The 15626-nt window shown below is 64.5% G+C and carries 12 protein-coding genes; 4 read left to right on the top strand and 8 right to left on the bottom strand.

The features are described 5' to 3' along the window. Nucleotides 1–20: 20 nt before the first annotated feature. From PCO31110_RS22165 to PCO31110_RS22155, 3 genes are all read right to left on the bottom strand, one after another. Nucleotides 21–593 carry a winged helix-turn-helix transcriptional regulator gene (locus PCO31110_RS22165; protein WP_150691395.1) on the bottom strand — a complete coding sequence of 191 codons (573 nt, stop codon included), beginning with the start codon at nt 591–593 and terminating at the stop codon, nt 21–23. A 212-nt stretch (nt 594–805) separates the two neighbouring features. Then, a complete protein-coding gene (locus PCO31110_RS22160; RefSeq protein WP_174979717.1) occupies nt 806–2350 on the bottom strand; it encodes a DHA2 family efflux MFS transporter permease subunit in 1545 nt (514 codons plus the stop codon). A gap of 134 nt (nt 2351–2484) precedes the next feature. After that, nucleotides 2485–3627 (bottom strand): HlyD family secretion protein, encoded by a 1143-nt coding sequence (locus PCO31110_RS22155; RefSeq protein ID WP_150691393.1) that lies wholly within the window; start codon nt 3625–3627, stop codon nt 2485–2487. Between the two features lie 117 nt (nt 3628–3744). On the opposite strand from PCO31110_RS22155, the gene PCO31110_RS22150 reads away from it, so the two are divergent. Continuing rightward, a complete protein-coding gene (locus PCO31110_RS22150) occupies nt 3745–5286 on the top strand; it encodes an efflux transporter outer membrane subunit (RefSeq protein WP_370855848.1) in 1542 nt (513 codons plus the stop codon). 83 nt (nt 5287–5369) lie between these two features. On the opposite strand, the gene PCO31110_RS22145 is transcribed toward PCO31110_RS22150, so the two are convergent. Then, nucleotides 5370–6410 carry a DNA-binding protein gene (locus PCO31110_RS22145; RefSeq protein WP_081636136.1) on the bottom strand — a complete coding sequence of 347 codons (1041 nt, stop codon included), beginning with the start codon at nt 6408–6410 and terminating at the stop codon, nt 5370–5372. Between the two features lie 312 nt (nt 6411–6722). Here PCO31110_RS22145 and PCO31110_RS22140 point away from each other — a divergent pair, with 312 nt between their 5' ends. From PCO31110_RS22140 to PCO31110_RS22130, 3 genes are all read left to right on the top strand, one after another. Continuing rightward, nucleotides 6723–7697, top strand: coding sequence for a site-specific integrase (locus PCO31110_RS22140; protein WP_246189934.1), 975 nt, complete (start codon nt 6723–6725; stop codon nt 7695–7697). Between the two features lie 174 nt (nt 7698–7871). Next, nucleotides 7872–9005: an NAD(P)H-dependent flavin oxidoreductase gene (locus PCO31110_RS22135; protein ID WP_036661328.1), complete on the top strand. Its 1134-nt coding sequence runs from the start codon at nt 7872–7874 to the stop codon at nt 9003–9005. A 14-nt stretch (nt 9006–9019) separates the two neighbouring features. Next, the gene (locus tag PCO31110_RS22130) at nt 9020–10126 is read left to right on the top strand and encodes an NAD(P)H-dependent flavin oxidoreductase (protein WP_150691392.1); all 1107 of its coding nucleotides are present in this window, start codon (nt 9020–9022) and stop codon (nt 10124–10126) included. A 167-nt stretch (nt 10127–10293) separates the two neighbouring features. On the opposite strand, the gene PCO31110_RS22125 is transcribed toward PCO31110_RS22130, so the two are convergent. The 4 genes from PCO31110_RS22125 to PCO31110_RS22110 form a co-directional block, all read right to left on the bottom strand. Beyond that, nucleotides 10294–11016 (bottom strand): ABC transporter ATP-binding protein, encoded by a 723-nt coding sequence (locus tag PCO31110_RS22125; RefSeq protein ID WP_010807855.1) that lies wholly within the window; start codon nt 11014–11016, stop codon nt 10294–10296. 78 nt (nt 11017–11094) lie between these two features. Further along, nucleotides 11095–12975 carry a branched-chain amino acid ABC transporter ATP-binding protein/permease gene (locus tag PCO31110_RS22120; RefSeq protein ID WP_051126121.1) on the bottom strand — a complete coding sequence of 627 codons (1881 nt, stop codon included), beginning with the start codon at nt 12973–12975 and terminating at the stop codon, nt 11095–11097. 110 nt (nt 12976–13085) lie between these two features. Then, complete coding sequence (locus PCO31110_RS22115; protein WP_010807853.1) at nt 13086–13964, bottom strand: branched-chain amino acid ABC transporter permease; 879 nt, start codon at nt 13962–13964, stop codon at nt 13086–13088. Nucleotides 13965–14194: 230 nt separating this feature from the next. Beyond that, nucleotides 14195–15412: an ABC transporter substrate-binding protein gene (locus tag PCO31110_RS22110; RefSeq protein WP_010807852.1), complete on the bottom strand. Its 1218-nt coding sequence runs from the start codon at nt 15410–15412 to the stop codon at nt 14195–14197. Between the last annotated feature and the right edge of the window lie 214 nt (nt 15413–15626).

The following is a 15626-nucleotide window of genomic DNA, read 5'->3' as shown; positions in this document are numbered from 1 at the left end:
TGTCGTCCGTCACCGCCGCTTCAGCGCCCGGCAGTCTCGGCTGTGGTCTCGACGTCGGCTTCCGGCACGTCTGGCGCAGCGCCCTCGTCAAACGGCTCCCCGGTCGCAAAGGCCGCCGCCCGGGCAAGCCGCTTGCGCATCCCTTCGTTGGCCGCCGGCCCTGCCGTCGGAATGTGACGCTTCGGGTCCAGCCGCACCCCCGTCACCGCGTCGATCACGACCGGTTCGACGACCTCCCCCGTCTCCCGGTCAATCAGCAGAGCCGAAATGCCCTCCGGTGCAAAGTGCCGGTTTCCCCATGCGAGCAACGCCCACAGCACCGGCCGGAAATCTCTGCCGGCATCGGTGAGCACATATTCGAAGCGTGGCGGCCGGTCGCAATATTGCCGTCGCGCCAGCAACCCTTCTTCGACCAACGCGTTCAACCGGCGGGTCAGCATGTTCGGCGCAATATCGAGGCGTCGCTGAAAATCGTCGAAGCGGGTCGTGCCGTAGCCGGCCTCGCGCAGAATCAGAATGCTCCACCACTCGCCCACGCGCTCAAGGCTGCGGGCGATAGGGCATTGCATGTCGCGGAATGTCTTTCGTTGCATAAGGACTCCTCGCGTTCGGAGAGGGCCGACGCTGCCTATTACCATGCAAGTGAGCATAAGCGCGTCGACACCTGCAAGCAAGCCGGCCAGTGTCGCGGCAGCACGATTTCCCACACATGGCGCAAGCACCCAATCAGCACCCCAATAAAAATCAATGACTTACCGATCAATCATCACGCAAATTATCTGAAGTGAATTCTGCTGCCGACGCCTTAATGCGCGTCGGCGCTCGGCGCTTTGGGAGGTGCAACCCGGCGCATCAGGGGCACCATGAGTGTCACGCAAAGAAAGATCAGACCCAATCCACCGTAAATGTCGCCGAACGTGATCGTTTGTGCCTCACGCAGCGTCAACAACCAAAGCTGACGCAGCGCCGCCGTTTGCACATCGAGGGCATCGAGGCCCGCCGCACTCATGCGCGCCCCAACGCCCGCCAGCCACGCCCCGACCGCCGGACTCCCCTCGCCCATGCGCTCGGCCAGCCGGAAGAAATGCAGATTCGTCCGGTCGTTCAGCACGGTCGTGCACACCGCGATGCCGATGGCACCGCCGAGATTTCGCATCAGATTAAACAGGCCCGACGCCAGACGCAGCCGTGCGGGCGGAAGACTCCCCAATGTCAGCGTGACGATTGGAGCGACGGCGAACTGCTGCGCCGCACCGCGCAATGCCTGCGGCAACATGAGTTGCCAAGTGCCCCAGTCGTGGGTAATCGGTGCGAACTGCCACATCGACAAGGCGAAGCCCCCTAGCCCGAGCATCATCAGTACGCGCAAATCGATGCGATTGGCCAATGCCGCGTAGATCGGGATCGACATCAGTTGGAACACGCCCGTCGAAAAGACGGCCATACCGATCTCGAACGCCGAAAATCCGCGCACTCGTCCGAGAAATAGTGGCGTGAGATAGATCGTCGCGAAGATACCGATGCCGGTCGCGAACGAGAAGAAGCAGCCTAACGCGAAGTTGCGCTCTTTCAGTGCCCGGAGATCCACGATGGGCCTTGCGAACGTGAGACTGCGCCAGAGGAACGCGATCATGCAGAGCCCGGCGAGCCATGCCGTCGTGCGAATCGTGCTGTCGCCGAACCAATCCCAGCGCGGCCCTTCTTCCAGTGTGTACTCGAGGCAGCCGAGACTGACTGCCATGAGAACGATGCCCAGATAGTCCGCACCGCGCAGCAGCGACCAGTCGGCACGGTCGATGCGCACCAGCAGCGGCACCGTGACCGTCACGAAAATGCCCGGCACGAGGTTGACGAAGAACAGCCAGTGCCACGAGTAGTTATCGGTAATCCATCCGCCAATGGTCGGCCCCAGGGTCGGCGCGAGCGACGACAGGCCACCGACCACTGCGGCGGCCAGCACACGTTGCGGCCCGGTGAAAAAGGCGAAGGCCGTCGTGAATACCAGCGGAATCATCGAACCGCCAAGGAATCCCTGCAACGCGCGAAACGCGATCATGCTCTGGATGTTCCACGCCGCACCGCACAGCAGGCTGGCCACCGTAAAGCCCGCCGCAGACGCCGCGAAGATCCAGCGGGTCGACATCACTCGCGAGAGCCAGCCCGAGAGCGGAATCACGATGATCTCGGCAATCAGGTAGCTCGTCTGGACCCACGCCGTTTCATCGGCACCGGCCGACAGCCCGCCACCAATGTCTCTTAGCGACGCCGACACGATCTGAATATCGAGCAATGCGATGAACATGCCGACCACCATCGTCGCGAAGGCGATGACCTTCGCTTGCGTCGACATGGCGTCGGCAGAGTAGCCATCGCCAGGCGCGGGCAGCGCGCCGGTCGTTCGCTCATCGTTGGCGGAATGGGCTGGCCTCGCACCGCCCGCCTCGCCCGCAGGCAGCGGCTGCACCGCCCCCGTTTGCGCGGCGCTCATCGCGCGGCAACCTTTGCCGCCCCGGGCGCGGAAGACGTGTCGCTACCGTCGCCACGCGCATCGACTTCCGCCGTCACCGACAGTCCGGGACGCAACGTGCCCAGGCGGCCATCGGCGGCGTCGAGTTGCACCCGAACCGGCACACGCTGGACGATCTTGGTGAAGTTGCCCGTGGCGTTCTCTGGTGGTAACACGCTGAACTGCGCCCCGGTAGCCGGCGCGAGGCTCGCCACTCGCCCATGAAATACCCGGCCCGGCAATACGTCAGCTTCGATCTTCACCGGCATGCCGGCGCGCAGATGCGCGACCTGCCCTTCCTTGAAGTTCGCATCGACCCACAGACCATGCGCGGGCACGATGGCGAGCAACTGCGTGCCCGCCTGCGCATAAGCCCCGGTCCGCGCACGCCGGTTGCCGACGGTGCCATCCACCGGCGCCCGCAACACCGTGTCTTCGAGGTTGAGCCTGGCAATATCGCGCTCGGCCACTGCCTGTGCCAGCGCGGCTTGCGCCTGCTGCTTCTGCGTGGCGATGACGTCGAGCTGACGCTCTGCCGCCACGGCCCCCGCCTCGGCACGATCGCGGTTCGCCGCGATCTGCTTGTAATCCGCGTCCGCCCTCTGCGCGCTTTGCACCGACACGGCCGACTTGGCGACCAGGTCCTGATAACGCACCTGATCGTCGTGCGCGCGACGCGCATCCGCAGCCACCGCCACCACGCTGGCACGCGCTTGCGCGATGACCGCCGTCTGCAACCGGGCAGTGGCGTCCAGATTGGCCAGCAGCGCCTGCTGCGCTGCGACCGCACCTTCGGCCTTCGCCAGCGCCGCGCGGTAGTCGCGATCGTCGAGACGCACCAGCACATCGCCAGCGTGCACCGACTGATTGTCGGTCACCAGGACTTGCGCGATGTACCCGGGCACCTTCGGCCCGAGCACCGTGACGTCGCCGCCGACGTACGCGTCGTCCGTCGACTCAAGATAGCGCGCTGTCGTCCACCAGTAGGTGCCATAACCCAATGCCGCGAGCGCCACGACGACCAACGCGCCGCGCACGGCAAGGCGTCGCGAAAACGCGCGCTTCTCGGAATGGCCGCCCGTCTGGCTGGCGTTCTGGGCGGGAGTGCTCGGGGATGTCATCGGTCGATCCTTCTTCGCTCTAGGGGGAGTAATGAGACGCGCAACGAGGGGTTGCTTTCATAATGTAAGTAAGTATAGAGTTGCGACTATCAACTTGCAAGTTACCAATTAAATTCCATGAACTCCCCTCTGCTGACGATGCCCGGAATCATCTCCCCGATCCTGCGCCATGCCTTGCTGGCGCTATGTGTCAGCGCCCTGGCGGGCTGCGCCGTCGGCCCCGACTATGTGACGCCGAAGGCCGATTTGCCGGGACATTTCGCGGGCAGCGACTGGTTAGCGCAACGCGACGCCGCGCATCACGCCGCAGTCGGCGACGCCGCCGAGGCCGTGCGACTCGATAAGTGGTGGACAAGCTTTCAAGACCCGGTGCTGACCCGCATCGTCGAGCAGGCATTGGCGCAGAATCTCGATCTGCAGGCTGCGGTAGCGCGCGTGGCGCAAGCCCGGGCGCAGGCCCGCGCGGCGGGAGCGCAGCGATTGCCGTCGCTGACACTGAACGGCAGCGTCACGCGCGAGCATCAATCGCTGGAGAGTCCACTAGGCGCGGTGGCGCGCACGGTACCCGGCTACAACCGCAACTTCACGGACTACGACATTGGGGCAGGAGCGAGTTGGGAGCTGGATCTATTTGGCGGATTACAACGCTCGGCACAGGCAGCGGGCGCTTTGGCGCAAGCCACACAGGCGCAACAGGATGGTGTTCGTGTGAGCATCGTCGCGGAAGCGGCCGATGCGTATTTCCGGGTGCGGGCGGCACAGCGGCGGTTGGCGATCGCCCAGGACCAGATCGAGACCGACGCCCGGCTGATGGAGATCGTCCGTCTGCGCTTCAAGGATGGTCTGGCAACGGCCCGCGAAGTGGCGCAGTCCGAGGCCCTGCTCGCACAGGTACGCACCACATTGCCGCCGCTGCGTATCGAGCGCGAGACACAACTCAATCGACTCGATGTGCTGATGGGCGCCGCCCCCGGCACCTATGCGCGCCGCATGAGCGCCACCACGCAGGACGACGATCTGAAAGCCCGGCCGCTGACGATCCCCGCCATCGGCGACGCAAGCGCACCGGCCGATCTGCTGCGTCGCCGCCCCGACGTTATCGCAGCCGAACGGCGACTGGCTGCGTCGAACGAACGCATCGGTGCTTCGCTGGCGGAGTATTACCCCAAGCTGTCGCTGTCAGGCGTGTTGGGCTTCGAAACGCTGGCTGGCGGACGCGTGCCGAGTGTGGCAACGTTCCAGCCGCTGGCCGCGCTGGGATTGCGCTGGCGATTGTTCGACTTCGGCCGGATCGATGCCGAGGTTGCACAGGCACGCGGCGCGAACGCGCAAGCGCTTGCGGAATATCGTCTGTCGATGCTGCGCGCGACGGAGGATGTGGAAAACGCGATCGTCACGCTTGTCGAACTTGAGCAGCAACGCAAGGATCTGGCGAGCGCCGTTGACGCACAGACGCGCGCCCGCGACAGCGCCCAAGAGGCCTACACCGGCGGCGCCGTCAGCCTCTACGAAGTGCTCGACGCGGACCGCCAGCTATTGTCGGTGCGCGAGGCCGACGCGCTCGCGCAGGCCGACAACGCCCGCGCCGCCGTCGCCACCTTCCGCGCATTGGGCGGTGGATGGCAATCGGATAGCCCAGCGTTGGCGCTGACGAGGTGAGAGAGAAGCACGGTCGACGCGCTGAATTCGTGCGAGGGTCAATACCAGCGTGACGGGGAAGTCCGGCCTTCCGTCCGAACCGCTCATGTACGCCGTGGCCGGCGCAACACCGAGGTCGCCGGCATGGCGGCGCTGCTCACGCGACGTTTGCGGCCGGGCGGCGTAGCTCGGCCGGCGACGCCGCCGGGCGCAGGCGGCGCAGGCGGCGCAGCCAGCATTGCCTGATAAGTCGCCGCCAGTGACTCTTGCGCAGCAACTTGCTCCCGCAACCGCGCAATCACGGCATCCTGCAACGACTTGGCCGCACGCATCTCGTGCTGCGCTTCGCTCATCGCCGCCAACCCCGCCTCCGCCTCCTGCAACTGACGTTGCGATTGCTTGCGCTCCTGCTGCAACGATTTGATGGACTCGCGAGCAGCATCAAGCTCAAGCATCAAACGATGCTCGTTCGCCTCCGCTCGCTCCCCAAGTTTGGTGCGCTCCGCATCCCAATTGGCGCGGTGTGCGGCGTGCTCGTCCTGAAGCGCTTGCACTGCGTCTCGGGCCGAAGCCACGGCCTGTCGAGACGCGACGGCATCCGCTTGCGCATCGATCAGCAACGTCTCCGCGCGGCGCGCCTGCGCCTGGGCTTCGTCTCTTGCCTGACGCGCATCGGCGGCCGCCGTTTCCGCCGACGCAATCCGCTCGTGGAGTACGGCGCGCGCCTGCTCCAATGCTTCGCGATCCGCTGCCAACTCGGCCTCACGCGCGTCCAGCACTGCGCGACGACTCGCGGTTTCTTCCGCCAATGCCACACGCCCTTCCTGTAGGGCCAGCCCCCACAAATCGAGCGCCGCACGCGCCACCGGCTCCGGCATCGTCACGCCCTCAGGCAATCCTGCGACCGCATTGGCGCCACCCTGCAAGCGCGCGCCCAATCCGGCGAACCAGCCGTCGAGATACGGGCTGACGGTATTCGGCGACCCTCGGCCCAATTGCTGACGAATGCGCTCGATCGTCGGACGCTGCCCGGCCATCAACAACGCATCGGCCGCCATCCAGACGTCTTGCTCGGAGATCCCGCGCCCACCCTGTCGAGGCAACGCCGAGGGCATGGGGGATTTCGGTGTTTGGGACATAGTCATCGCGAAGCACTCCTGAAGATCGACGGCATTGCCAAATAACCCACGATAATGGAAGATTATCGGTGGTTATTTATTAATAATGTTATATTTAATACATATTACATATTAAATCATATGTCAGGCAGAAAAATTACATTTAACCGCACGCCATCCCCCGATTTGGCGTTTGGCACGGTGGCACAAAGCCGCTCCGCCTCTGCGTTGCCGGCGCCTCTGGATCCGGGAGCGCTAGATGCCGATGCGCGTGAAGCTGCGCAAGCGCTCGCCCGGGAAGGCGATTCAGCTAATACGCGCCAAAGTTATCAATCGGCCATGCGCTACTGGATGGGCTGGTATCGGCTGCGTTATGGGCAGGCGCTTGTCACGCCCTTGCCGCCGGCTGTCGTCGTGCAGTTCGTCGTCGATCACGCCCAGCACCAAGGTAAACATGGCCTCAGAACCGAGATGCCGGACGCCGTCGATGCCGCGCTGGTCGCGCAAGGTCTCAAAGCTCGCCGGGGGCCGCCCGCACTCGCCACACTGCTCCATCGGCTGAGCGTCATCGCCAAGCTGCATACGTCGCGGGAATTGCCGAATCCGTGTGGCGATCCGGCGGTACGCGAACTGCTCGCGAAAACGCGTCGTGCCTATGCGAAGCGCGGCGTCCGGACGGCGAAAAAAGAAGCGCTGACGCGCGAGCCGTTGCGTGCGCTGCTAGCGACTTGCGACGACTCGCTGCGCGGCAAACGCGATCGGGCGCTGTTGCTGTTTGCCTGGGCCAGCGGAGGCCGCCGACGCTCCGAAGTCGTACGCGCGACGTGCGAGAACGTCCGGCGCACCGGCCCGGAGCATTACGTCTATACACTCAGCTGGTCGAAAACGAACCAGCAAGGCGTCGACCTCCCCGAAAATGAAAAACCGGTCGTGGGCGCTGCGGCCGTGGCGTTGACGGATTGGCTGACGTCGGCGGGCATTGCAACCGGTCCGATCTTCCGTCGAGTGCGACGAGGCGGACACGTCGGCAAGCCTCTTTCCGAGGCCGCAGTGCGCGATATCGTGCGTGAGCGCTGCGCACTCGCCAACCTTGAGGGCGACTTCTCCGCTCACTCGTTACGTGCCGGTTTCGTAACCGAAGCGGCAATTCAACAGGTGCCATTGGCCGAGACCATGACAATGACGGGACACACGAGCGTGGCGACCGTCATCGGCTACTTCCGGCGGGCGGATATGCTGCGCTCGCGCGCCGCCGATCTGATGGGAGACAACGGGGCTCATATGACCGGCGACAGCCCCGTTGAGCCAGTCTGACGCCGCACATCTGAAACACCTGACGAGATGCCCCCTGTCAATTTCAGGGGCTGCCGACATAAAGATGCATTTAAGTGGTATCTTTTATGCGATCAAGCGTATGCCATAGTGAACATAGTGCTGCTGTGACCTTCGCTCTTCCCCCACCGAACCCCTTCCAAGGTGCAGATCGTCATGCCTAGCTCCACCGCTTCCCGATTTCGCAATCGCGCACTTATCGAGCGACTCGGCTTGCTGACACCGATCGTTCAGGCGCCGATGGCTGGCACATCCACGCCAGCGCTCGCCGCTGCCGTTTCCAACGCTGGCGGCCTCGGCTCGATCGGCGTTGCGGCGATGAATGCCGAGGCGGCACGCAAGTCGATCCACGACACGCGCGCCCTGACCCGTAAGCCGTTCAACGTCAACGTGTTCTGTCACGCGCCCGCCAAGCTCGACACCACGCGCGACGCTGCCTGGCTCGCCTACCTCGCGCCGGAGTTCGCCCGCTTCGACGCCAAGCCGCCCGCCACGTTGAGCGAGATCTACACGAGCTTTGTCGCCGAAGACGCCATGTTCGCCATGCTGCTCGAAGAGCGCCCGGCGGTCGTCAGTTTCCATTTCGGGCTGCCGTCGCAGGAGAAGATCGACGCGCTGCACGCGGCCGGGATCACGCTGTTCGCTTCGGCGACGAACCTCGCGGAAGCCCGTGCCATCGAGGCAGCCGGTGTCGACGCCATCGTGGCGCAGGGTTACGAGGCCGGCGGCCACCGTGGCCGCTTCGAAGATCTGGGCGACCGCGTGCCGACCGACGACGAGCAACTGGGCACGCTGGCGCTCGTGCGCCTGATCGTCACCCACACGTCGGTGCCGGTCGTCGCCGCGGGCGGCATCATGGACGGCGCAGGCATTGCGGCAGTTCTTGCTCTGGGTGCGCAGGCCGCGCAACTTGGCACAGCCTTTGTCGCCTGCCCGGAATCCTCGGCCGATGCGGCGTATCGAGAGCGGTTGACCGGCGCGCATCCGCCGCGTACCGCGCTGATTCGCGCGATCTCGGGACGTCCGGCACGCGGGTTCGTGAACCGTCTGTATGCGCTGGAGCAAACGGCCGGGCGCCCCGACCTGCCCGCCTATCCCGTGACGTATGACGCGGGCAAGGCCATCAACGCCGCCGCCAAGGCCAAGGGCAACAACGAATACGCCGCGCAATGGGCCGGTCAGGCCGCGCCGCTTGCCCGCGCCATGCCTGCCGCCGAACTCGTGGGCGTGCTGCGTGCAGAACTGCATGAGACGTTAGACGCGCTGCGCGATCTGGCCGCTACGTTCTGATCGAGGCGCCGTCCATGACATCGACAACTCACATCACCCGGCGTCTCGGTATGTCCACGCCGATCATTCAGGCGCCGATGGCCGTGGCATCGACGCCCGCACTGGTCGCGGCGGTATCCAACGCAGGCGGCCTCGGGTCACTTGCCGTCGGCAATATGGATGCCGAGGCAGCACGCGAAGTCATTCGCCAGACGCGCGCACTGACGGACCGCCCCTTCAACGTGAACGTCTTCACCCACGTACCGCCGCAGGCCGATGCCGCCCGCGACGCGGCGTGGCTCGAGTACCTCGCGCCGGCGTTCGCTCGCTTCGATGCCAAGCCACCTGCCTCGTTGCGCGAAATCTATCTGAGCTTCGTTGACGATGTGGCGATGTACGAGATGTTTCTCGAAACGCGCCCGGCGGTCGTCAGTTTTCATTTCGGGCTGCCATCACAAGCATGGATCGACGCACTGAAGGCCGTCGGCATCGTGTTGTTCGCGTCCGCGACCAACGAGGCGGAAGCCACTGCCATCGAGGCGGCCGGCATCGACGCGATCGTGGCGCAGGGCTGGGAAGCCGGCGGACATCGCGGGCGCTTCAACGACGAAGGCGATCGTCAGCCGAGCGAGGATGAACAACTGGGCACCTTCGCACTGGTGCGGCGGCTGGTCGCCCGCACCTCGCTGCCGGTCATCGCGGCGGGCGGCATCATGGACGGCGCGGGCATTGCGACAGTCCTGGCCCTGGGCGCGCAGGCCGCGCAAATGGGCACCGCCTTCGTGCCATGTCCGGAGTCTGGCGCCGACGCCGCCCACCGCGAAGCGCTACTGAGCGGACAACCGCCGCGCACCGCGCTCATTCGCGCGATTTCCGGACGTCCGGCACGCGGTCTGGCAAATCACTTCTGGGCATTGGAGCAAGTGCCCGGCCGCCCTGCCATCCCCGACTATCCGATGACGTACGACGCCGGCAAGTCGCTCAACGCCGCCGCGAAGGCGCACAAGGAAAGTGGCTATGCGGCGCAATGGGCCGGTCAGGCGGCACCGCTTGCCCGCAGCCTCCCGGCGGCGCAATTGATCGACGTCCTCACACGAGAGACCCGTGAGGCCATCGCCGCCGCAACTGCCTTCGCGCAGTGAGCGCGCCGCAACACGGACGATGCGCCGCCTGTCGATGGTGAAAGGCAAGACTCATGGCCGCAACGTGGTCGACGTGAGTCGCTGACCTCGCCCAAGATTGCCTCTCGGAAAACACAACGGGCAGCCATACAGGCTGCCCGTTGCCGTTAACGCGCCTTGACGCGAGATCAGTGACTGCCGCCCAGATAGGCTGCGCGCACCTTGTCGTCGTTGCGCAGGCTGCCGGCCGGCCCGTGTACGGAAATGTTGCCGTTCTCCAGCACGTAACCATAATCGGCGACTGCCAGCGCGGCCGCGGCAAACTGCTCCACGAGCAGCATCGTCACGCCTTCCGATTTCAGATTGCCGATGATGCGAAAGACTTCGTCGACCAGAATCGGCGCCAGCCCCATCGATGGCTCGTCGAGCAGCACGATGTCCGGGCGGAGCATGATCGCACGGGCCATCGCGAGCATTTGCTGTTCGCCGCCCGAGAGCGTGCCCGCCAACTGATTGCGCCGCTCCTTGAGACGCGGGAAGAGATCCAGCGCGCGCTCCAGATCGGCGGCCACATCGCCGCGCGGGCGGCTGCCCGTCAGGCGAGGGAAAGCGCCGAGCCGAAGGTTGTCCGTGACCGACATGGTGGCGAACACGCGCCGGCCTTCGGGGGAATGCGCCAGCCCCAGCTTGGCGATGCGATGCGAGTCGAGCCCGTCGATACGCTTCTCGCCCAGCGTGATTTCACCGGCGGTCGGCTTGATCATGCCCGACACCGCACGCATGGTCGTCGTCTTGCCTGCGCCGTTCGATCCGATGAGCGTGACGACCTGGCCGCTCGGCACATCGATGTCGATGCCGTGCAGCACCTGCACTTTGCCGTAGCCGGCTTGCAGATTACGAATGGAAAGCATAGTGGTTCCGTTTATCCGTCGTGGCCGCGGTGCGCACGCCGGGGCTTCCCCCGCCGTGCGCCCCGTGCGCGAATGTCGTCAGTGCGTCGTCGTGGCGCCGCCCAGATACGCCTCGATCACCTTCGGATCGGCCTGAATCTGCGCCGGCAGCCCCTCGGCGATCTTCTGGCCGAAATCAAGCACCGATACCGTCTGGCATGTGCTCATCACCACGTCCATGTGGTGTTCGATCAGAATGACCGTGATGCCGTGATCCCGAATCTTGCGAATGATTGCGAGCAATTCACGAATGTCGGGAGCCGTGAGACCGGCGGCCGGTTCGTCGAGCAACAGCAGACGCGGGTCGAGCGCCAGCGCTCGGGCAATTTCCAGCAAACGCTGTTTGCCGTACGGCAGGTTGCGCGCCTCTTCGTCGGCGAGCGACGACAGACCCACGAAGTCGAGCAGCCGCATCGCACGCGCACGCGCGCCGTCCTCTTCCCGCTTGTAACGCGGCAGACGCAGCGAGACATCGACCAGCGTCGAGCCGAACGTGTGATGCAGACCCACCAGCACGTTTTCGAGCGCCGTCATCTCCCCGAAAAGCTGCACGTTCTGGAAGGTGCGCGCCACGCCGGAAAGCGCAATGTCCGAAGACGTCCTGCCGGCGAGCGACTGTCCGGCAAACTCGATGCTGCCGGCCGTCGGCACGTAGATGCCCGTCAGCACGTTCATCATCGTGCTCTTGCCCGAGCCGTTCGGGCCAATCAGCCCGTGAATCGTGCCGCGCTTGACGGTCAGATCCACCTGATTGAGCGCCTTCAGGCCATCGAACTGCATAAGCAACTGTCGCACCTTGAGCAGCTCGTCCGGGCCACTGCCTGCGGCCGCCAGCACCGGATCGGTATCGCTTGCGGCGGCCTCGTCGACCTGCGTGGCCGAGACGGTCAGCGTGCGGCGGCGATGCAGAACGCGCGAGCGCAGGAAGCCGACGATGCCGTCCGGCAGGTAGTACACGACGAACAAGATCATCAGACCGAAGATCGTCAGACGCCAGTCCGTGATGCTGTCGCGCCACCAGGTCACGCCTGCGAGTGCAATCGTGCCGACGATCGGCACGGCCGCCTTGGCAAGCGAGGTGCGTCCGCGTGCAATGGCGCTCACCGCCACGACCGTGGTCACCGCTGCGATGATCGTGGCGACGATGCGGAAGATACTGATGTCGTCGAGCAACTGCGGCAGCAACACGATGATCGCCGCGCCCAGCAGCGAACCGCTGCGCGTCTTGCGTCCGCCCATGATGACGGCCAGCAGGAACAGAATCGTCAGCTCGAAGTTGTACGTGTTCGGCGAGATGTACTGCTCGGAATACGCATAGAGACTGCCCGCGAGACCGGCAAAACCGGCGCTGATCACGAACGCATACACCTTGTAGCGATACACCGAAACGCCCATACAGTCCGACGCCACCGGTGAATCGCGCAGCGCTTCGAAGGCGCGCCCGAGGTGCGACTTCAGAATCCGGTGCGCCACGAGCATGCTCAACAGCAGCAAGACGGCGACGAGCCAGTAGTACTCGACCTCGTCGATCGGATGACCGCCGATGACCGGCTTCGTGAGCTTGATGCCGAGTGGCCCCGCCGTGAGGAAGTCCATCTCGTTGATGAGAATCTGGATGATGGTGCCGAAAGCCAGCGTCACCATGGCCAGATACGGACCGATCACGCGCAGCGCGGGTAGCGCGAGAACTGCGCCGAACGCCGCCGTGACGAGAATCGCGGCGGGAAGCGCCAGCCAGAGCGACAGCCCCAGCTTGGCGAAGAACACCCCCGCCACGTAGGCGCCGATGCCGAACAGGCCTGCGTGACCGAGCGACACCTGTCCGGTGTAACCCACGACGATGTCCAGCCCGAAGAGCAGGATCGCGTAGATCATGATCGTCTCGATCATGTGGATGTAATACGGATTGCCGACGGCCATCGGAAAACCGAACAGCGCGGCGATGCCCACGATTGCCGCCAGCTTCGCGGTCACGCCCAGGCCGCCGAGATCGCCGGCCCTGCGGGCGGTAGAGGTCTGTGCGGTCATGGTCACACCTTCTTGATGGCGGTCTTGCCGAACAGGCCCGCCGGCTTCACGGCAAGCACGAGCAGCAACAGCACGAGACCCGGCACGTCTTTGTAGCCGGTCGAAATGTAGAACGCGGTCGTCGTCTCGGCCACGCCCAGGATCACACCGCCCACGAGCACGCCCATGCCGCTCGACAACCCGCCGATGATCGCCACGGCGAAGGCTTTGAGCCCGAGCACAGCACCCATCGTGGCGCCGGTAAGCGTCAACGGCGCCACGAGCACGCCTGCGAAGGCTGCCGCCATGGACGACAACGCATACGAGAAGGTAATCACCAGACTGGTGTTGATGCCCATGAGTCCGGCGGCGTCGCGGTCGTTGGCCGTGGCCACGACGGCTTTGCCGTAGATCGTGCGGCGGTTGAAGAATTCGACAGCGGCCATCATGAGCAGCGCGCCCGCCACGACAAGCAGTTCCATCGGCAGCACGTTAGCCCCCATCAGGCTGATGGGCGACTCAGGCAGCGGCGACGGGAATTTCAGGTCGTCGCGTCCCCAGACGTTTTCCGCGACGTTACGGAAGATGATGCCCAACGCAATGGTGGACATGATCCAGCCGAACTCCGATTTGATCCGCAAGGCGGGCTTCACGCCGATACGTTCGACGAAGGCGCCCTGCACGAGACCGAACAGGCACACGATGGGGATCATCAGCCAATAGTTCAGACCGAGGGTGTCGACCAGGGTCAGGCCGACCAGTGCGCCAAGCATCAGCGCTTCGCCTTGGCCGAAGTTCAGGGTGCCGGACGTCGCGAACGTCAGTTGGTAACCGAAGGCGATCACGGCGTAGATCATCCCCAGCGCGATACCGCTGTAGATGAGTTGAATCAGGATGGTCATGCGGTCCTCTCTCGCGAGTGCGAGCCTACGAGCGATGCACGGGAGGCATTCGATGCGGGTGGCCTCGCGCCGGTCCCGAGTGCCGGCGTCTGGCCCAGGTGTGGCGACGGCGCGCGTGCTGTGCCCGGACACCCCGTTGCCGGGGGCCGGGGCACCAGCGACGCACGCCGTCGTTCACCTGTCATGGCTGCAAAACGCAACCGGAATGCTGCGTTGGGAGGCAGCGCGGCTTACTTCGCAGGTGCCTTTTCGCGCACCTTGCTGCCGGCCTTCAGATCCGCGTCGTAGCCGTACACGACACGGCCGCCCTTCACTTCGCCGATCACAGGAATGTTGGCGGTGATGGCGTCGTGATCGTCATGCGTGAACGGGTGCTCGTAAGTCGTGACCACGCCTTCCACCGGCGTCTTCAGGTCTTCGAGTGCTGCACGCACCTTCGGGCCGTCCGTGCTGCCGGCCTGCTTGATGGCCGCGGCCAGCAGGTAGATCGAGTCGTAGCCCTGCGCTGCAGAGACCGCCGAGTCGATGCGATTGTTCTTCGGCTTGAACATGGCCAGATAGGCGTCGATGAACGCCTTGCGCTTGGGCGTATTCGGTTCCTGAATGAACGTCTGCGGCATACGGGCGCCCTCGCCGTTCGCGCCCGAGTTGTCGATGTAGTTCGCCATCGCGAGCGTCCAGCTACCGACGATCGGCAGCTTCCAGCCGAGCTTGCCCATGCCGTTGGCAATCTGCGCCAGTTCCGGGCCGATACCGTACGTGAGGATTACGTCCGCGCCGGCTTGCTTGGCCTTGAGCAACTGGGCCGTCATGTCGACGTCCTTGATGTTGAACTTCTCGACAGCGACCGGCGTAATGCCCTTCGCCTTGAGTGCCTTTTCCAGGTCCTCGCGGCCGAGCTGGCCATAGTTCGTCGAGTCCGCGAGAATCGCAGGCTTCTTGAAGCCGCGACGCGTGATGGCTTCTTCCACGATCATCGGCGCCTGAATACTATCCTTGGCCGAGTTGCGGAAGACATAGTTGTCGGGATACTGGGGCGGTTTGAACTGTTCGGTAATGACCGTGCCCGTGGCCACGTTATTGAACACCGGAATCTTGGCGTCCTGGTAGAAACGCTGCGAAGCGAGTGCCACACCGGTGTTGATGTAGCCGACGGTGGCAACCACCTTTTCCTTATTGATGAGTTCCTGCGCCACTTGCACGCCGCGTTCGTTCTTGGCTTCTTCGTCGCGCTCGACCAGCAAGATCTGACGGCCCAGCACACCGCCCGACTTGTTGATTTCCGACGCCGCGAGACGCACGCCATCACGCATGGAAACGCCCATCGACGATGAGCCGCCGGTGAATGGGCCAGACACGCCAATCTTGATCGGATCGGCCGCAACGGCCATCGAGGCGGACAGGGCGAACGCGACAGCGCCGGCCATGAGCTTGAATCGGAATTGCATAAGGGTCTCCTTCGGTGCGATGCGTTTCGATATGACGCTTTTGTGCTGCGATTTCCTGATGCCGCAGGCCCTGCCGTGGAATGCGCGAATCACGAGTTGTCTCTCTCCCGCCGCATCGCCCCGGTCTTGTAATTCGTGTCAGGGCGATACCGTAAAGCACGCTTCGAACGACTAACCTAGCGCGCCGATTATGTGATCGCTGAGTTTCGCCCGC

It is taken from the genome of Pandoraea communis (genome assembly GCF_902459745.1).
Taxonomy (GTDB): Bacteria; Pseudomonadota; Gammaproteobacteria; order Burkholderiales; family Burkholderiaceae; genus Pandoraea; species Pandoraea communis.
The sequence above is the reverse complement of the archived record's forward strand: the minus strand, read 5'-3'. Positions and strand labels throughout refer to the sequence as shown.